General features: G+C 75.2%; 13 protein-coding genes. 6 read left to right on the top strand and 7 right to left on the bottom strand.

Features of this window, described 5'->3' with window-relative positions:
• Positions 1–24 precede the first annotated feature (24 nt).
• On the top strand, positions 25–3,705 hold the full coding sequence (locus ABT369_RS46775; RefSeq protein ID WP_350623150.1) for a CHAT domain-containing protein: 3,681 nt from the start codon (positions 25–27) through the stop codon (positions 3,703–3,705).
• Positions 3,706–3,722: 17 nt separating this feature from the next.
• On the opposite strand, the gene ABT369_RS46770 is transcribed toward ABT369_RS46775, so the two are convergent.
• From ABT369_RS46770 to ABT369_RS46760, 3 genes are all read right to left on the bottom strand, one after another.
• On the bottom strand, positions 3,723–7,439 hold the full coding sequence (locus tag ABT369_RS46770) for a CHAT domain-containing protein (RefSeq protein ID WP_350623148.1): 3,717 nt from the start codon (positions 7,437–7,439) through the stop codon (positions 3,723–3,725).
• Positions 7,436–9,082, bottom strand: coding sequence for a hypothetical protein (locus tag ABT369_RS46765; protein ID WP_350623146.1), 1,647 nt, complete (start codon positions 9,080–9,082; stop codon positions 7,436–7,438). The genes ABT369_RS46770 and ABT369_RS46765 overlap by 4 nt, the downstream gene beginning before the upstream one ends.
• Before the next feature lie 64 nt (positions 9,083–9,146).
• Positions 9,147–10,136: a sigma-70 family RNA polymerase sigma factor gene (locus tag ABT369_RS46760; RefSeq protein ID WP_350623144.1), complete on the bottom strand. Its 990-nt coding sequence runs from the start codon at positions 10,134–10,136 to the stop codon at positions 9,147–9,149.
• Between ABT369_RS46760 and ABT369_RS46755 the strand changes: the two genes are divergently transcribed.
• Entirely contained in the window at positions 10,095–10,724 is a 630-nt protein-coding gene (locus tag ABT369_RS46755; protein WP_350623143.1) for a maleylpyruvate isomerase family mycothiol-dependent enzyme, read from the top strand. The genes ABT369_RS46760 and ABT369_RS46755 overlap by 42 nt on opposite strands.
• 11 nt (positions 10,725–10,735) lie before the next feature.
• On the opposite strand, the gene ABT369_RS46750 is transcribed toward ABT369_RS46755, so the two are convergent.
• The gene (locus tag ABT369_RS46750) at positions 10,736–11,410 is read right to left on the bottom strand and encodes a hypothetical protein (RefSeq protein WP_350623141.1); all 675 of its coding nucleotides are present in this window, start codon (positions 11,408–11,410) and stop codon (positions 10,736–10,738) included.
• Between the two features lie 141 nt (positions 11,411–11,551).
• On the opposite strand from ABT369_RS46750, the gene ABT369_RS46745 reads away from it, so the two are divergent.
• Positions 11,552–14,065, top strand: a complete 2,514-nt coding sequence (locus tag ABT369_RS46745) for a LamG-like jellyroll fold domain-containing protein (protein WP_350623139.1) — start codon at positions 11,552–11,554, stop codon at positions 14,063–14,065.
• Between the two features lie 62 nt (positions 14,066–14,127).
• Here ABT369_RS46745 and ABT369_RS46740 read toward each other — a convergent pair whose 3' ends face one another.
• Positions 14,128–14,553, bottom strand: coding sequence for an NUDIX domain-containing protein (locus tag ABT369_RS46740; RefSeq protein WP_350623137.1), 426 nt, complete (start codon positions 14,551–14,553; stop codon positions 14,128–14,130).
• Positions 14,554–14,617: 64 nt separating this feature from the next.
• On the opposite strand from ABT369_RS46740, the gene ABT369_RS46735 reads away from it, so the two are divergent.
• From ABT369_RS46735 to ABT369_RS46725, 3 genes are all read left to right on the top strand, one after another.
• Complete coding sequence (locus ABT369_RS46735; protein ID WP_350623135.1) at positions 14,618–14,794, top strand: hypothetical protein; 177 nt, start codon at positions 14,618–14,620, stop codon at positions 14,792–14,794.
• 59 nt (positions 14,795–14,853) lie between these two features.
• Positions 14,854–15,258, top strand: coding sequence for an MmcQ/YjbR family DNA-binding protein (locus ABT369_RS46730; protein ID WP_350623133.1), 405 nt, complete (start codon positions 14,854–14,856; stop codon positions 15,256–15,258).
• 128 nt (positions 15,259–15,386) lie between these two features.
• Complete coding sequence (locus ABT369_RS46725; protein WP_350623131.1) at positions 15,387–16,694, top strand: condensation domain-containing protein; 1,308 nt, start codon at positions 15,387–15,389, stop codon at positions 16,692–16,694.
• A 104-nt stretch (positions 16,695–16,798) separates the two neighbouring features.
• Here the strand turns inward: ABT369_RS46725 and ABT369_RS46720 are convergent, their stop codons facing one another.
• Positions 16,799–17,662 (bottom strand): oxygenase MpaB family protein, encoded by an 864-nt coding sequence (locus ABT369_RS46720; RefSeq protein ID WP_350623129.1) that lies wholly within the window; start codon positions 17,660–17,662, stop codon positions 16,799–16,801.
• A gap of 10 nt (positions 17,663–17,672) precedes the next feature.
• On the bottom strand, positions 17,673–18,626 hold the full coding sequence (locus ABT369_RS46715) for a helix-turn-helix transcriptional regulator (RefSeq protein WP_350623127.1): 954 nt from the start codon (positions 18,624–18,626) through the stop codon (positions 17,673–17,675).
• Positions 18,627–18,658 lie beyond the last annotated feature (32 nt).

The following is an 18,658-nucleotide window of genomic DNA, read 5'->3' as shown; positions in this document are numbered from 1 at the left end:
GACTCGTACAGGAGCGGCCACGGGATGGACGAGCTGCGCAGCTGGTTGGAACGGGCGGCCGGGAGCGAAGAACCGGATGTCGTACTGGACCCCGCCGCGCTGGCCGTGCTGCGGCGCGCCGCGCTCGGCGTGGACCCGGACGACCTCGACACCGCGTTGCTGATCGGGCTGGGGCACTGGCTGCGGTACCTGCACCTGCCCGAGGGCGAGGACGAGGCGGACCTGGACCGGGCCGCGCACTGGCTCGGTCTCGTGTTCCCCTGGGCGCCCGACCAGGTCCCGCCGTCGATGCACGAGGGCCTGGCCCGCACCGTGCCGCCGGCCGGCACCGACCCCGATGCCTGGAGCGCCGAGGCCGCTCGGCTCCTCACGAGCCGGTCGGGCCGCACACCGGCGCTGCTCGACCGGGCGATCCGGCTCCTGCGCGAGGCGGCGGCGCGGGGCAGCGGCCCCCAGCGCGCCGTCTACCTGGTGAACCTGTGCAGCGCCCAGCAGAACCGGTTCCGGGCCACCGGCGACGTGAGCGCGGTGGACGAGGCCGTCGCGGCCGGGTCGGAGGCCGTGCGGGTGGCCGCCGCCGAAGTACTCCCGGCCGCCGAGGGCAATCTCGGGGCGGCGCTGCGGCTGCGGTACGAGACCCTCGGCCGCGACGCCGATCTGGCCGCCGCCGTCGAGCACGGCCGGGCCGCCCTCGCCGCCTCGCCGCCGGACGATCCGCGGGACGTGACCTACCGTTCGAGCCTGTCCTCCGCGCTGCAGGCCCGCTACGACCGGTTCGGCGACCCGGACGACCTCGGCGAGGCGATCGCGCTCGGCGAGGCGGTGCTGGCCCGGGTGCCGGACGGCAGCCCGTCGCGCGCCGGGCACCTGTCCAACCTCGGCATCGGCCTGCGGCAGCGGTACCTGCTCACGGGCGACGCCGACGACCTGCGCCGGTCGATCGAGGCCGGCGCCGCGGCCGTGGACGCCGCGCACGACACCGACCCGGACGCGTCGGCCTACCGCTCCAACCTCTCCGCCGCGCTGCGGGACCGCTTCGACCGCGACCGCGACCCCGCCGATCTCGACGTGGCGATCGAGCTGCTCGAGGCCGCGGTCGGGGGAGTGCCGGAGGGCCACCCGAAGCTCCCCGGCTACCTGTCGAACCTGGGCACGCTGCGGCGCCACCGGGCCGAGCTCGCCGGCGGCCCGTCCGACTACGACGCGGCGGTCGAGGCCACGGCGGCGGCGGTGGACGCGGCGCGCGACGGCGACCCGGACCTGCCGATCATCCTGACCGCGCTGGCCCTGGCGCACAACGCGCGGTTCGCGGCCGGCGGCGACCCGGCCGACCTGCGGGACACGGTCGCGGCGGCCGAGCGGGCCACCGCCCTGGCGCCCGAGGGCAGCCCCGACCGGGCGCGGGTCCTGTCGACGCTGAGCAACGCGCTCCGGCTGCGGTTCGAGGTGCTCGGCCGGCGCGCCGACCTCGACTCGGCGGTGGACCTCGCGTCCGCGGCCGTCCGGGCGACGCCGCCGGGCCACGTGCAGCGCCCCGCCTACCTCGCCCACCTGGCCAACGCGCTGCACGGCCGGTTCGAGGACGCCGGCGCCCTCGCCGACCTCGACCAGGCCGTCGACTACGCCGCGCAGGCCGCCGACGCCGCCGCGCGGATCGGCGCCGACGAGGGCCTGCACCGGGCGAACCTGTGCGGATTCCTCAAGGATCGCTACGACCGCGACGGCCGGGTCGTCGACCTCGAGGGGGCGGTGCTCGCCGGCCGGGCCGCGGTCGCGGCGACGTCGGCCGGGCACGCGGAGCGCGCCACCGCGCTGTCGAACCTGAGCAACGCGACGCTCGCGCTGGCCGAGGAGACCGGCGGCGACCCGCGCGCCGGCGTGGACCTGGCGGCCGAGGCGCTGCACGCGGCCACCGCCGGCCACCCCGACCGGCCGCGGCTGGCCAACAACCTCGCGGCGGCCACGCTCATGCTGTTCGAGCGCGACGGGCGGCCCGAGGATCTGGACCGGGCCCTCGCGGCGAGCGAGGAGGCGGTCGCCGCGACCCCGCCGGAGAGCGTCTATCGCGCCTCCCGGCTCGGCAACCTCGCGCAGATTCTGGTCCGCACCCACGCCCGCGACGGTTCCGCCGCCACCCTCGATCGCGCGTTCGCCGCATTCGCGGAGGGGGCTGCGGGAGGCTCCGCACCCGCGCTGCGCCGGGCCTTGCAGGGCCGGGCGCTGGCCCGGCTCGCCGGGCGCACCGGACGGTGGGATCGGGCCCGGGACGCCTGGGCGGGGGTGCTGGAGCTCCTGCCCGCGCTCGTCGACCGGGCGCTGTCGCCCGTGGACCGGCGGCGGCACCTGGAGCTGCTCAACGGCCTCGGCCCGGAGGCGGCCGCGGCCGCCGTCCACTGCGGCGACCTGCCGGGCGCGTGGGCCGCGCTGGAGGCCGGCCGGGGCGTCCTGCTGGCCCAGTCGCTGCAGACCCGCGCGGACGACGGGCTGCTCGAACGGCTCGACCCGCAGCTGCACGCCGAGCTGGAGCGGCTGCGGGCGGTGCTCCACGCGCCCTCCGGCGACGACAGCGCGCTGCTGCCGGCGCTGGAGGCGGCCCGCCGGGGCGCCGAGCGCCGGAGGGCGGCCGAGCGGTGGACGGCACTGCTGGAACGGATCCGCCGGCGGCCGGGGCTGGAGCGGTTCGGCCGCCCGCCGACCTTCGACGAGCTGCGCGCGGCGGCCGCGGGCGGCACCGTCGTGGCGCTCATCGTCACCGCGGCCGGCGTCGTGGCGCTGACCCTGACCGCGGAGGGCGCCGGCGAGGTGCGGCTGGAGGCGACCGAGGACGAGGTCGTGGCCAACGTCAACGCGCTGCTGGCGAGCGAGTCGGACCCGGACCCGGTCGCGGCCGGCCGGCGGCGCGCGGACGTGCTGGCCTGGCTCCGGTCCGCGATCGGCGAGCCGGTGCTGCGCCACCTCGGCCACGCGGGCACCCCGCCGCCCGGCTCGCCGTGGCCGCGGGTGTGGTGGATGCCGACCGGGCCGCTCGCCCTGCTCCCGATCCACGCGGTGGCGCTCGACCACGTCGTGTCGTCGTACACGCCGACCGTGGCGACGCTGCGCCATCAGCGCGCCCGCGCCGGGTCCGGCGCGGTACGGCGGGCGGTCGTCGTCGGGGTCGGCGAAGCGGCCGGGCTGCCGCGGCTGCGCCTGGCCGCCGCGGAGGCCCGGGACGTGGCGCTGCGGCTCGGGTCCACGCCGCTGATCGACGCGGCGGCGAGCGCCCCGGCGGTGCGGGCCGCGCTGCCCGACGCGACGCACGCCCACTTCGCCTGCCATGCCGTCACCGATGCGACCAACCCGGGCCGGGGCCGGCTGGAGGTGCACGCCGGCTCGCTGAGCGTTCCCGAGCTCGCGGCGCTCAGCGTGCCGCGCGGCGAGCTGGCCTACCTGTCGGCGTGCGCGACCGCGTTCGGCGGCACCGTGCTGCTGGACGAGTCGATCCACGTCGCGTCCGGGCTCCAGCTCGCCGGGTTCCGCCACGTCGTCGGCACGCTGTGGCCGGTCTCGGACGACGCGGCGCCGGACATCGCCGAGGCGTTCTACGCGGCGGTGGACGCCGGCGCGGACCCGGCGAGCGCGCTGCACGGCGTCGTGCTCGACCTCCGGCGCCGCCACCCGTCCGCCATCGCCCTGTGGGCGTCGCACGTCCACTTCGGACCCTGATTCGGACCCTGAGCGGGTCAGGGCCCGAGGTGCACCAGGCCGGCCCAGAGCATCGGGCTGCGGGGGTAGCGGTCCCGCTGCTCGCGCGCGGCCGCGTTCACCGCCTCCGCCGGCGCCGCGCCGGCCCCGAGCCGCCCGTAGACGTCGGCGGCGAGGTCGTGCGCCGCGTCGTCGCCGACCCGCCACAGGGTGCCGACCACGTGGCGGAACCCGGTCAGCTGGAAGATCGAGGAGATGTGCATGGCCTCGTCGGCCAGCAGGCCGCCGGCGAGCGCGGTCGTGCAGGCGGACAGATACGCGAGGCGGCGCGGCCGGGTCGGCAGGGCGCCGATGTCGCGGACCCGCAGCGGCCCGTCGGCCAGCAGCAGCGCGCTCGCCGCCGGGTCCGCCGCGTCCGTCACGGCGTGACAGGCGAAGTGGGCCCAGTCGGCGTCGCGCAGCCGCTTCAGCACCGCGTCGCGGCCCGCGTCCGAGTCCGAGTCCGAGTCCGGGTTCGCGTCCGCGTCCGCGATGACGGCATCGGTGCCGAGCCGCCCCGCGACGACCCGGCCCTCCTCGGTGGCCCGGCGCAGCGGCGGCAGGTCGCCGGCGTGCGGCACGGCCACCACGAGCGGCGCCGCGGCGCTCGCCGGCTCGGTCCCGGCGGCCCCGGCATCGCGCGCGTGGATGCGTGAGCGCAGGGTCGCGGTGTAGGTGGAGACCGTCCGGTCGAGCAGCCCGGGCCCGCCGTCGTCCGGCGCGGCGGCGTGCAGCGGCAGCACGCCGAGCGCCCCGGTCGGCAGCCAGCACACCCGGGCCCCCGGTGCCGGGTCCAGCCGGGCGAGGACCGGAGCGGCGACGCGGTCCCACAGCCGGCCGAGGACGCGCCGCAGCGCCGGGTTGCTGTCCCAGTCGTTCGCCTCGGTCGCGGCCAGCAGGGCGGCGGCATCCGCGGACACGTCCTCGCGGCGCAGCTCGGGCAGCGGGACCGGCTCCACCCCGCCGGGCCGCAGGATCAGGGCATCGCAGCGGTACCGCGACACGTTGACGACGACCACCGTCCCGCCCGCCGCCGCCGCCGCGAGCAGGTCCCCGGGCTCCGGGTCGCGGAGCAGGCCCAGCGCGCGGATGCGCGCGACGACGCCGTCGAACCTCGCGGCCGCGTCCCGGCGCCGTCCGGCCGCCGCGGCGACCGTGGCCGGGTCCGCCACCAGCGCCTCGGTCGGGGCGGTGTCGGCGTTGAGCACCGCGCAGACCTCGTCGAACGCGTCGGCGAGGGCGGGGTCGGTCCGGCGCAGCTCGCCGAGGTCGCGGCGCTGCTCGGCGGCCTGCCCGAGCACGACGCCCCGGGCCCGTTCGAGCACGGCGACCGCGCGCAGCGGGTCGCCCCGGTGCAGCGCCACCGCGGCGGCGTCGGTGCCGAGCCCCCCGAGCCGCGCCAGATGCGCGTGCCGGCTGTCCCAGCCCAGCTGCCGGCCGGCCAGGACCGGCAGCAGGTCCAGCGCGACGGCGTACGCGGCGTCGGCGGCCGCCCAGTCCCCGGCGGCGGCCTCCAGCTCCGCCTCGTACATGGCGGCGGCGGCGCGGATCACGGGCATCGTGCCCGGCTGCCGTGCACAGCGGCGGAAGGCCTCGGCCGCGGCGGCCCGGTCCCGCTCCGCGTCGGCCGGCGGCGCCCCGGCGAGCGTGGAGCGGGCGCGAAGTGCGGCGCCGAGGTTGAACAGCAGACCGCCGGAGTCCGGGTCGCCGGCCACCGCCGCGCCGGCCGCCGCCACCGCGGCCTCGAGGTCCTCGGCGGCGCCGAGCATCGCGTGCCGGCGCAGCAGCGGCACGACGAGGTTGGAGAGGTAGCCGGGCCGGTCCGGGTGGTCGTCGGGGGTGTCGAGCACGGCCCGCCGGTCGCGGTCGATGGCGGCCTCGAGGTCCTCGTGCGCGCCGGACGCCTCGAACCGCCGGAACCGCATGAGGCCGGCGTTCGCGAGGTGCATGGGGCGGCCCGGGTGGTCGGCGGCGGTGGCCGCGACCGCCTGCTCGGCCGTGACGATCGCCTCGTCGATGTCCTCGTCGCGGCGGCTCGCCTCGAACCGGCGCAGCAGCCCGGTGGCCAGCGCCGCGAGCCGGCGCGGCCGCAGCGCGTCGCCCGCCGGGGTGGCGGCGAGCGCGGCCCGGGCATCGAGGACGGACTCGTCGAGGTCGGCGAGGTCGCCGGTGCGCTCGTGGCGGACCCGCAGCGCGTTGGACAGGTTGGCGAGCATCCGGGCGTGCATCCGGTCGCCGGGCCGGGTCGCCGCCACCGCCCGGCGCCCGGCGTCCACGGCGTCGTCGAGGTCGGCGGCGGAGCCCGTGTGACCGGCGAGGCGCAGCAGCGCCAGGCCCAGCGTGGACAGCCGGCGCGCCCGGGCCGGATCGTCTTCGGCGGTGACGTCGACCGCCGCGCGTCCGGCCCGCACCGCGGCCTCCAGGTCGTCATGGCGGCCGTGGCGGTCGTAGCGGGTGCGGTACACCGCGCACAGGTCGGCCAGCGCCCGGCCCCGCTCGGCGGAGCCGTCGCGGGCGGCCTCGACGGCGGCCTCGCCCGACGTGATGGCGGCGTCGAGATCCGCCTCGTCGCCCCGCCGCTCGTAGCGGTGCCGCAGCGACGACGCGAGCCCGGAGTGCAGCGCGGCCACCTGATCGGGCGCCGGTGCCGCGCCGAGGGCCGAGCGCCGCAGGTCCACGGCGGCGTCGAGGTCGGCGGGCGTGTCGCGGCTCTCCGCACGCGCCGCGTGCGCCGAGGCGAGGTTGGCCAGGGCGGCGACCCGGACCGGTCCCGCCGGCGGTGCGGCCGCCACCGCGATCTTCCCGGCTTCGATCATCGCGTCGAGGTCGGCCGGGTCGGCGCGCGTCTCGTATCGGGCCTGCAGCGCGGCGACGAGATTGGTGGCGGCGGACGTCCGGGTGGGATGTCCCGGCGGCAGGTCCTCCAGGGCGGCCCGCAGGAGCGGCAGCGCCCGGTCGAGGTCGTCCAGGTCGCCGCGGCGGCGAAAGCGCAGCACCAGCGCCGCGCCGAGCGTCGAGCGCACGGCCGGGCCGTCCGGGTGGGTGTCGGGCAGGCCGGCGGCCGCCTCCTCGGCCTCCGTGACGGCGCGGTCGAGGTCTTCGGGGGCGCCGCCGCGCTGGTACCGCAGCCGGAACAGCCCGCTCGCGGTGAGCCGCAGCCGGCGTCGCTCGTCCGGGTCGCGCACGACGGCGAGCTGATTGCGCACCGCGGCGACGGCCTCGGCGAGGACCGCCGGGTCGCGGTCGTGCTCGGCGGCGGTGCGCAGCACGCCCAGCACGGCGCCGCGCAGCGCCTCGCCCAGCGGATGCCCGTCGAGGTCCGGCTCGGCCCGGCGCACGAGCTCGACGGCGCGCGCGAGATCCTCCGGCGCGGCGCCGTGGCCGAACCGGACCCGCAGCGCGACGGCGAGGTTCACCAGCAGCGCCGCGGCGTTGCGATCGCCGGGCGGGGCGGCCCGGACGGCCTCCTCCTGCAGGGCGATGGACTCGTCCAGCAGGGCCGCGTCGCCCTCGCGGTCGAACCGGGTGCGGAGCACGATCGCGAGGTTGGACAGGTAGTCGCCGCGGCCGGGGTCGCCGGTGGGGCAGTCCGCGACCACCCGGCGGGCCAGGGTCTCGGCGTGGGCCAGCTCGGCGGGGTCGCCGCTGCGGGCGTAGCGGGCCAGGAGCCGGCGGGCGTACTCGGTGCGGGCCTCGGCGGGCGGCAGGCCGCTCATCGGAACTCGCGCCGCATGCCGCCCGAGCGCAGGGCGCAGTACGGCGGAGGGTCGCCGGGCCGGCCGGGCCGCACCACGCGGTCGCACGGCCGGCGCATCGGGCAGGCGTAGACGACGTCCGGCGTCGGGTCGTCGCCGGGCCCGCGCAGGGTGAGCTCGGGGCCGCCGACCGACCGGACGAACTCCAGGTACTCCGCGTGACGATCCTCGCCCGCCTCCGCGGCCTCCCGCAGCGCCAGCACCGCGCCGTGCCCGTCGTCCCCGGCGTGCTCCTCGAGGTAGGTCCGCAGCTGGCAGAACGACGCGACCCAGGTCCTCCCCGGGCTCGTCTCCTTCGGCGCGACCAGGCCGCCGACCGTCTGCGTCGTGACGACGCGGGGCTCGCCGGTCGTGGCCGCCGCGAGATCCGGGCCCGGGCCCAGGTGCACCGCGGTGGCCCGGCCGGCGAGCCGGAGCAGCCACAGCTTCGCGTCGGCGGGCGTGGTGGCCCGGGCGAGGAGGATGAGCGCGGCGGCGGCCAGCGACAGCGGCCACTGCGCGCGCCACTCGGGCAGCAGGCCGGCCCGGTTGGCGAAGCGCTCGCCGGCGTCGCGGATGCGGGCGACGAGGTCCGGCAGCCAGCCCGGCAGCATCAGCCCGTGCCCGGTGCCGGGGTCGGCGACGACCTCGATCAGCGAGCCGCGCTGCGCGGGCGGCAGGTCCGGCAGGGTGCGCACGATGACGTACAGCAGCAGGCCGGCCGGGTCCCGGGCGAGGGGCCCGGCGGTCTCGTACTTGGCGAGATCGACCAGGCGGAACGGCAGCGGGGAGACCGGCTGGACCATCGGCACCAGGATGTTGCCGGCGTGCAGGTCCCCGTGGCAGCGGCCGAGCAGCGCCCGAACTCGGCGGTCACCGCCGGGACGGCCGGCGGCCAGCGCGGCGAACGGGTTGGGCAGCACCTCACGCTCGCCGTCGATGCGGATCGGCGCGTCGCCGATCCGGGCCGCGAGGGTGTGCAGGGCCTTGCCCGGCCGGGCGCGCCCGAGCAGGTGCCGTTCGACGTATTCGGCCGCGGTCAGCGACGCGACCTCGGCCGCGACCGCCCAGTCGTCGAGCACCGCGCGGGTGACCTCGGCGCAGGCGTCGACGAACGCCGCGGCGTCGCAGCGCACGGGATCGTCGGTGCCGGCGCCCGTCGCGGCGAGGGTGCCGCCGGCCCGCGCCGCGGCCAGCGCCTTCGTCAGCACGTCGAGCTCGTCGAGGCGGCCGCCGCCGTCGGGCTCGTCGCCGCTGCCGGCGATCTCCTGGAACACGAACCACCGGCCGTCGCCGACCGGGACGAGGTCGTCGCCGCGGGGCGCGAGCCGGGCGAGGTGCCGGCGCGCGAACGGCGGGGGCGCCTCGTCCAGGGCCGCCCGCTGCCGCTGGAACTCCGAGGCCGGCCCGTCGGGGAAGACGTCGAGCTTGAGCAGCAGCTTGCGGGTGTGCCGGGCGGCCGCGTCCGTGACGTACACGAGGGCGACGACGGCGCCGGAGCGCCCGTGGGTGAGCGGCCGGTCGAGCTCGTACCGCAGGCCACGCTGCCGGCCCCAGTCGTGCAGGGCGTTCGCGGCGCTGCCGAGTGTCTCGGCGAGGATCGGATCCAGGACCTCGTCGCCCATGCCCACCTCCGGCCACCACCGTACCGGGCGCCCGCAGCGGACCGGCGACGGAACTCGATCGATTTCAGTCGAACAGCGTGACCAGGCGCGGGGCGTCCAGGAAGGTGACGATGCCCGCGATCGCGTCGTCCGCCACGTCGAGGACCACCAGGGCGAACGGCTCGTGGACGCCGTCCGGGCCGGGGCGGGTCTGCCAGAACGCGGGGGAGCCGTTGGCCCGGGCCGGCACCAGGCGGGCGCCGGCGCAGGAGGCCTCCGGGTCCGACAGGGCCAGGCGGATGTCGGCGCGGCCGCGCAGCCACCACGCGAACGGCGGCATCGACATGGTCGCGTCCTCGCGCAGCAGGGCCACGAGGGCGTCGATGTCGTGGCGCTCGAAGGCGGCGCAGTAGCGGTCGAGCAGGTCGCGCTGGGCCGCGTCGGAGGGCTTCCACGGGTCGCCGGGCGCGGGCGGGTGCGCGCGCAGGGCCGCCCGGGCGCGTTGCAGGGCGCTGGTCACCGACGCGGTACTCGACTCGAGCAGCGTCGCGACCTCCTCCGCGCTCCAGCACAGCACGTCGCGCAGGATGAGCACGGCCCGCTGGCGCGGGGGCAGCCGCTGCAGCGCCGCCACGAACGCGAGCCGGATCGTCTCGCGCCGCACGGCCGAGTCCTCGGGCAGGGCGCGCGCGTCGGGGATCGGGTGCACCCACCGCACGTCGTCCAGCGGCGGCCCGAGCGCGTCGCCGAAGCGCGCGTGCGGACCGAGGTCCATCGCCAGGGCCCGGCGCTGGGCACTGCGCAGCATGTCCACGCAGACGTTGGTGGCGATGCGGTACACCCACGTGCGCAACGACCCGATCCGCTCGTCGTAGCGATCGGCGGAGCGCCACGCCCGCAGGAGGGTCTCCTGCACGGCGTCCTCGGCCTCGAAGCCGGAGCCGAGCATGCGGTAGCAGTACCCGGTCAGCTCGATGCGAAATTCGTCCAGCCGCACCCGATGAGTCTGCCCTGTCCGGCCCGTATCTTCGACATGGACATTTTCGAAGCGATCGAGTTCCAAGCGATCGAGCACGAGCGCACGGAGCTCGCGGACCTCTACGACGAGCTGACGACCGCGCAGTGGGACGCGCCGACGCTGTGCGCGGGCTGGCGGGTGCGGGAGGTCGTCGCGCACACCACGCAGCCGTTCCGCTCCTCGACGGGCCGGACCGTCGCCGAGCTGGTGCGGTCCGGGTTCAGCTTCAACCGCATGGCCGACCGCACCGCCCGGCGCGACGCCGCCCGGATGAGCCCGGACGCGCTCGTCGCCGCCGTGCGCGACAACGCGCGGCACCCGTGGACCCCGCCCGGCGGCGGGCCGGCCGGGGCGCTGTCCCACGAGGTCATCCACGGCCTCGACATCACCGAGGGGCTCGGGCTGGACCGGCGGGTGCCGCCCGATCGGCTGGCGATCGTGCTGGGCGGCATGAGCCCGCGCAACGTCGCCTTCTTCGGGGTGGACCTCGCCGGCGTACGCCTGGAGGCCACCGACCTCGACTGGCACCACGGCACCGGCTCGCCCGTGCGGGGCGCGGCCCAGGACCTGCTGCTGGCGGTCTGCGGGCGGCGGCTCCCGCCCGGGCGGCTGGCGGGCGCGGAGGCGGGCCGGTTCACGCGGTAATACCGACGTTTTCAGGCCGGGATGCGGTACCACCACGTCTCGAGCTCGTCGTCCAGCGTCTCGAGCTCGTCCTCCGTGGGGCGGAAGCCGTCCGGAAGCTCGAAGGCGTAGGCCCCGGAGCGCTCGACGACCTCCCGCAGGCGCCGCACCGCCGGGATCTCCCCGAGGTCCTCCGGCCCGAACGGGGTGCCGCCGACGAGCGTCTGGTGGCCGAGGCCCCACCACATCGCGATGAGCTCGACGTCGCCGTCGCGCTCGGCCGCCTCGGCCACCGCCGCCACGACGTCGATGAGCTCGGCCGGGCGGGGCGGCTGGGCGTCGGCCCCGCGCAGGCGTCCCTCGTCGACCATCCGCCGCCACATGCGGGTGCCGGCCTCGCAGTACAGCCACGGCGGGCGCACGTAGCCGTCCCGCACGCCCTCGTCGGGGTCCTCCTCGTCGTACTCGCCGAGCTCGGTGAACTCGTCGGTGAGGTGCGCGTACTCGGGGAATTCCTCGAGCGGGAAGCGGTACGTGTGCCCGCACCGCAGCAGGATGTCCTCGACCCGTCCCATGGTGTGCGAGCAGTCGTGGGTGCGCTGGAACGCGTACAGGGCCGTGCACCAGTCGCGCAGCCGCGGGGCCCGGTTCCGGTCCAGGATGAGGATCGATGCGTGGACCAGGTCCTCGATGTCATGCTCCGACATCGCGCCAGGGTACCGTGCCATGGCTTGTGTGAATGTGTTCGATTGGAACGTAGTTACCGGCGTCTCTTGACGATTGCTGAGCATATTTGTTCAGATGAGTGCACTCTTCACCGCTCCCCAACGTCGAAGGGGCACCCCGCCATGCGAAGACTGGACAGACGACTTGGCCAATTCATGGCCGCCGGCGCCGCCGCGCTCGCGGCCGTGCTGGCCATCCCGGCCGGAGCGGGTGCCGCCCCGCCGCCGGACAACTCACCCGCCTGGCACGTGGGCATCCCGCCGCTCGCGACCAAGTGGACGAGTAAGGTCGGGCCCGACAACGCGCTGCCCGAATACCCGCGGCCGCAGCTGACCCGGGACAAGTGGCAGAACCTCAACGGCGTGTGGGAGTTCGCCCGCGCCGACGTGAACCAGGCTGTCCCCACCGGACAGAGCCTCGGGGAGCGGGTGCTGGTGCCGTACCCGATCGAGTCCGCGCTGTCGGGCATCCAGCGGCACGAGGACCGCATGTGGTACCGGCGGACCTTCACGGTGCCCAAGACCTGGGCCGGGCAGCGGCTCCAGCTGCACTTCGGTGCCGTGGACTACGACGCCAAGGTCTACGTCAACGGCACGCAGGTGGCCACGCACCGGGGCGGGTACGACGGCTTCGACGTCGACGTGACCGACGCGCTGCAGGGCACCGGGCCGCAGGAGCTCATCGTGTGGGCCGAGGACCTCACAGACGCGACCGGCCAGCCCATCGGCAAGCAGCGGCGCAACTCCGACCACGGGATCTTCTACCAGGGCAGCTCCGGCATCTGGCGCACGGTCTGGATGGAGCCGGTGCCCGCCGCCTCCATCAGCGGCCTGTCCACCACGCCCGACGTGGCCGGCGGCGCGCTCAAGCTCACCGCGGCCGTCGCGGGCGGGACGAACCTGAAGGTCAAGGCGGTCGCCAAGAACGGCGGCAAGGTCGTCGGCACGGTGACGGGCGCCGCCGGGACCGAGCTGCGGCTGCCGGTACCGAATCCGAAGCTCTGGTCGCCCGACAACCCGTTCCTCTATGACCTGCAGGTCACCCTGCTCGACGGCAACAAGACCGTCGACACCGTGGGCTCCTACTTCGGCATGCGGCAGATCGGCACGGCTCCGGGCGCCGACGGCAAGCTGCGGATCACGCTCAACGGCAAGATCCTGTTCAACCTCGCGAACCTCGACCAGGGCTTCTGGCCCGACGGGCTCTACACCGCGCCGACCGACGCCGCGCTGAAGTGGGACCTCGAGCAGGACAAGGCGATGGGGTTCAACGCGGTGCGCAAGCACATCAAGGTGGAGCCCGACCGCTGGTACTACTGGGCGGACAAGCTCGGCCTCATGATCTGGCAGGACATGCCGGCCGCGAACACCGGGCCGATCCCGGAGGCCTGGCGCGGGCAGTTCGAGTCGGAGCTGCACGAGATGGTGCGCGAGCACAGCTCGTTCACCTCGGTCGTGGCGTGGGTGCCGTTCAACGAGGGCTGGGGCGAGTGGGACCGCGCCGCCACGGGCCGCATCGCCGACGACGTCAAGGCCCAGGACCCGACCCGGCTCGTCGACGCCCACAGCGGCGTGAACTGCTGCAACTCCCACGGCGACTCAGGTCGCGGCGATGTGATCGACTTCCATCAGTACCTCGGGCCGGCGTCACCTTCGCCGTCGGGCAACCGGGTGGCGATCGACGGTGAGCACGGCGGGTTCGGCCTCAAGACGTCCAACCACATGTGGTTCGGCGACGGGCAGGCCTACGAGATGGAGCCGGACTCGGCCACCCTCACCCGCAAGTACGTCGAGAACCAGCAGGCCGTCATCACGTCCGCCAAGTCGTGCGGGATCAGCGGCTCGATCTACACCCAGATCACCGACGTCGAGGCCGAGCTCAACGGCTTCTTCACCTACGACCGCCAGGTCACCAAGATGGACCTCAAGCAGGTCAAAGCCATCAACCAGAAGATCATCAAGGACGCCGACGGCTCGGCGGCGAACGTCCCGCAGCCGCCGCCCGGCACGCCCGGCCTCACCGGCGTCGTGTTCTACCCGCTGGACGAGACGGACGGGACGGTCGCGGCCGACGCCGCCGGCCACAACGACGCCACGCTGGTCGGCGGGGCCGCGTTCGTCACCGGCCACAACGGCAACGGGGTTTCGCTCAACGGCTCGAACCAGTACCTCGACGCCGGCAAGCCGCTGCTGAACACCGCCTCGGACTACTCCGCTGCGGCGTGGGTGAAGCTCGACAAGGCCGACGGCGCCTTCCAGACGGTCGTCAGCCAGGACGGGCCCTCGAACAGCGACTTCTACCTGCAGTACTCGGGCGCGGACCAGCGCTTCGCGATGAGCTTCGCGGGTGTGCGGGCCCTGGCGCCGGTGAAGCCGAACGTGGGCCAGTGGTACCACCTGGTCGGCGTGCGCGACACGGTGAAGGGTGAGCTGCGCCTGTACGTCGACGGCGAACTGGCCGGGACCGCGAGCGCCTGCCTGCCCCAGGCCGGCCCGACGGGCAACACCGTGATCGGGCGCGGCAAGTACGGCGGCAACCCGGTGGACTACCTCGACGGCACCGTCGACCAGGTCCACCTGTACGACCGCGCGCTGAGCGCGGACGAGATCCGGCAGCTGTTCACCTCCGGCAGCTGAGGTTTCGCGGCGGCGGGGGCTCTCACGAGGAGCCCCCGCTGTGTCTCCGGCTCGCTTCGCGCTCAGGGCCGATGCTCGGCGAGAACCTTCCGGAACATCGCAAGGTGGCCGTCGTGCGCCAGGGACAAAGCTTCGAGCGCGTCTTCGGTGAACCACGCGATGGCGTCGTGTTCCTCCGGTGCGATGTTGGCCGGGGACCCCGTCCACGTTTCGATCAGCCAGATCTGCATGTCGAACGTGTCGCCGCGAACTTCCCCCAGGGGCGGGCCCGCCGGCACCGCGATGTCGATGCCCAGTTCCTCTCGAAGCTCTCGTGCGAGTGCCGCGCCAGGCTGTTCGCCGGGCTCCACGTGCCCGCCGGGCAGGTCCCAGACGTCGGGATACCGGAGGCGCCGGGGCGATCGGTGACAGAGCAGTATCCGGTTGCCGTCGCGCAGCAGCGCGGTGACGATGTGCGCCTTGGGGGAGTCGTTCACGGAGATCGGCACGGGCCTATGGTGCCATCGACGCGAGCAGCGCTGGACCGCTGCAACGGCTTGCTACCGTCAGGTCATGACCGCATACCAGCTGACCTGCCCGCTGTGCAGGGGGACCGCCTTCCAGCGGGAAGAGTCGCGTCAGGACAGTCGCTGGGGCTTCACCAGTCACCGGATGACGCTCATGATCTGCGTGCAGTGTCGGTACGTGCTGCACTTCTACGACACGCACAGCATCTTCGACTTCGATTAAGAGGCCACGGGCTCCGGGGAGCGGCCGCGAGGGTGGGCGGCAACCGTTAGGGTCGAGCTGTGTCGGGACCTGGGGACGTACCGTCGGAGATTCTCGATCGGCTGCGGACGATCTGCGGGGAGCTGCCCGAGATCCACGAGGAGCCGGCCTGGATCGGGGTTCGGTGGCGGATCCGCACGCGGACCGTGGCGCACGTCTACACGCCTGATCCGCAACGGTTCGCGGTCTACGCGCAGTATGTGGTCGACGGTGTGGCGCCGACCGTGATGACGTTCCGGGTGCCCGCCGACGACCTGCTCGGGCTGACCGCGCGTGGCTTTCCGTCCTTCCGAGCGCCCTGGGGCCGCAATGTCGCCGCGGTCATCCTCGGCGACCACACCGACTGGACCGAGGTCGCCGAGCTGGTCACCGACAGCTACGCCGAGATGGCCCCGAAGTTCCTCGCTGCCCGGCTCACGCGGTAGCGGGTGCGGAGAGGGGGAGACGAAGCCTCACCCGGCAATAGCTGAGCAGCAAATCGGTCGCTGTACCGATGTGGTCATGATCTGTGGTGTGGTTAGCATCCAGTCTCTCCGATCGAGGGGTGGGGCGGATGACCGAGCGGCACATGGTGGCCTTCGACGGTGACGGGGCCGGTGAGGGCGAGCTGTCCTGGGGGCAGCAGGACATCTACCGTGCCATGGTGCGGCAGGAGTCCTGGATTCCCAACGGGGCCTGGGGACCCTTGCCCGAGGGCACGACGCTCGACGAGATCCAGGAGCGGCTGCGGTACCTCATGAGCCGTTTCCCCACCGCCCGCACCCGGCTGCGGTTCGGGCCCGACGGGGCGGCCCGGCAGGTGGTGGCGAACGAGGGCCAGGTCGCGCTCGAGGTCTACGAGGACGCGGACCCGGAGCAGATTCGGCTCAAGCTGCAGAACGACCCGTTCGACTTCGAGCGCGACTGGCCGATCCGCATGGCGGCGGTCCGGCGCGGCGACGAGTACACCCACCTCATCGTGGTCATGTGCCACCTCGTGACCGACGGGTTCGGGGCCGGGGTGCTGCTCGAGGAGCTCGACAAGCGCCCCGAGCTGCCGGTTCCCGACCTGCAGCCGCTCGAGCAGGCCCGCTGGCAGGCCTCCGCGCCCGGGCAGCGGCAGCACGCGATGGCGCTGCGGCACTGGGAGACGATCCTGCGCGAGATGCCGCTGCGCCGCTACCCCGCCTCGCGCGCCCCGCAGTCGCCGCGGCACTGGCGCGGGGAGTTCCAGTCGCCCGCGCTGAGCATGGCGCTGCGCTCGGTCACGGCCCAGACCGGCGTCGCGGCCGCCCCGGTGCTCCTCGCCGTGTTCGCCATCGCGCTCGCTCGGGTCACGGGGCTGAACCCGGTCGTGGTGCGGCCGATGGTGAACAACCGCTTCCGGCCGGGGCTGGACCGGGTGGTGTGCATGCTCGCGCAGTACGGCCTCTGCCGCCTCGACATCGCCGGCCTCACCTTCGCCGAGGCCTTCGAGCGGGCCCGCCGCTCGGCGATGAGCACCTACAAGCACGCGTACTACGACCCGGCCGGCCTAGACGCGCTGGTGGAAACCGTTGTCGCCGACCGGCCGGGGCTGCAGCTGCCCTGCTACTTCAACGACCGCCGCGACGACGCCGCGATCGCGGGTGCACCCGTGCCCAGCGTCGACGACATCGCCCGGGCCCGGGGCGGCGGGGTGTTCACCTGGACCACGCGGCAGGACGTGCCGTTCGAGCCGCTGATCGTGCACCTCGACGAGCTGCCGGGCGCGACGCAGGCGATCGTCTTCTGCGACACCCACGTCATCGCGCCGGACGACGCCGAGGCGCTGCTGCGGGGCCTGGAGGCGGTCGCCGTCGAGGCCGCCCTGGACCCCGACTCCCCTACTGCGGTGGGGTAGTGGAGAACAGCTCGCACGTCATGTTGTAGCCCACCGTGAGCCCATGTCGAGCACGAAGGGCGCGTCCTCGTCGCGCCACTCCCGCAGCCGCAGCCGGTCCGAGGTCAGCTCCCGCATGCCTCGGATGGTACCGAGGAGCCGACCTTCGCCAGGTCGTAGCCGCCGGGGTAGGTCCTGGTGACGATGCCGTCCGCGAACAGCGGCACCGCGCGGGGCCGGCCGAGGCGCAGCCGCACCGCCCGGGCGCGCAGGGCCAGGTGCAGGCCCGCGCGCGCCCACCGCGGCGGCTCCGGCACGTTGCAGGCGGCCCGCAGCGGCGCGTCGTAGAGGGCGGCGATGAGCGCGTCGGCGGCGCCCCGCAGCCGGGCCGGGATGCGCACGCGGAGCAGGTCGCGGGTCGTGCGCTCGATCCGCTCGGCCTCCGGCGTGGGGCGCAGGTGCTCGCGCTCGTAGCGCTCGAGGTACGCCTCGAAGGCCGCGAAGTCGGCGGGCAGGTCGCGCAGGCCCATGAGGCGGCCGATCCGGGCGTAGCAGACCGCCGCGGCCTCGAGCTCGTTGCGGGCGGGCGCGCGCCAGCCGTACCGCCGCAGCCACCGCATCGGGACGACGACCAGGCACGCGATGACGTAGACGCCGTCGCCGTTGTCGAGGGCGAACCCGCGATGGGCCTCGTTCAGCCGCCGCAGCGCGAGCTTCCCGCGCGGCGAGTCCGGCCCGTGCAGCAGGATCTCGTACATGATGATGCCGGTGTCGTCGGCCCGCTTGCGGGGCGCGCGCAGGATCGCGCCGGTCGCCACCAGCCGCCGGGCGATGCGCGGGAGCGCGAAGGAGCGGTTGAACGCCAGGTTGAAGGCCATGCGCATGTCCCAGGGGAACTCCTCGGTCAGCGTCAGCCGGTGGATCTCCAGGTGGTCCGCGACCGGGTCGAGCGCGTTGATCCGGTGAAGGTTGTCGAATCGTCCCCGCATGGTCCGCAGTCTACGAACCGGCGGCGTCCAGATACCGCCCCGCCAGGGCGCGCAGGAAGTCCCGCAGCTCGGGCGGGTCCAGGACGGTGAACGGGACCTCGAACTTGCCGATGTACGTCATGAGGTCGTACAGCGAGTCGGTGCCCGTGGCCAGCTCGCAGGCGTCGTCGCCGAGCGGCGTGATCCGGCCCGACGTCGGCGTGCTGCGCTCGGCGATCACCACGGCCGGCGCGGCGAAGCGGATCCGCACCCGGTAGCGGAACGGCGCGGCGGTCACGCCCCGCAGCACGTGCGCGGCCGCGTCCCCGCCGGGCGGCTCCCGGGGCAGGAAGCGCCGCACCGGGCCGTCGGGCGGCAGCGGGGTGATGCGATCGGCGCGGAACGTGCGCCAGTCGCGGCGGTCGCCGTCCCAGGCGAGCAGGTACCACCGGCGCCCGGTGTAGACGAGGGTGTGCGGCTCCACGTCGCGCACGCTGGCCTCGCCGGTGTGGGCCGCGTAGGAGAACCGCAGCCGCTCGTGCCCGTGCGCGGCCGCCGCGATCCGGGTGAGCGTGTCGAGGTCGACGGCGGGGCCGCCGCCGGCCGCGGAGACGGTCGCGCTGCGCAGCGCGTCGACCCGGGGCCGCAGCCGCTTCGGCAGCGTCCGTTCCAGCTTGGTCAGCGCCCGCAGCGAGGCGTCCTCGATCCCGGCCACGCTGCCGGCCGCGGCCGCGCGCAGCCCGACGGCCACCGCGACGGCCTCGTCGTCGTCGAGCACGAGCGGCGGCAGCGCGGTGCCGGAGGCGAGGCGGTAGCCGCCGCCGGGCCCGGTCGTCGCGTCGACCTGGTAGCCGAGCTCCCGCAGCCGCTCCACGTCGCTGCGCACCGTGCGCGTGCTGACCTCGAGCCGCGCGGCCAGCTCGGCGCCCGCCCACTCCCGGCGCTGCTGCAGCAGCGACAGGAGCCGGAGCACGCGGACCAACATTCGTCGAGTCTAGGAAGCTATCCTTCCGCAAT

The sequence above is a fragment of the Dactylosporangium sp. NPDC000244 genome, assembly GCF_040300725.1.
Lineage (GTDB): Bacteria > Actinomycetota > Actinomycetes > Mycobacteriales > Micromonosporaceae > Dactylosporangium.
The sequence above is the reverse complement of the archived record's forward strand: the minus strand, read 5'-3'. Positions and strand labels throughout refer to the sequence as shown.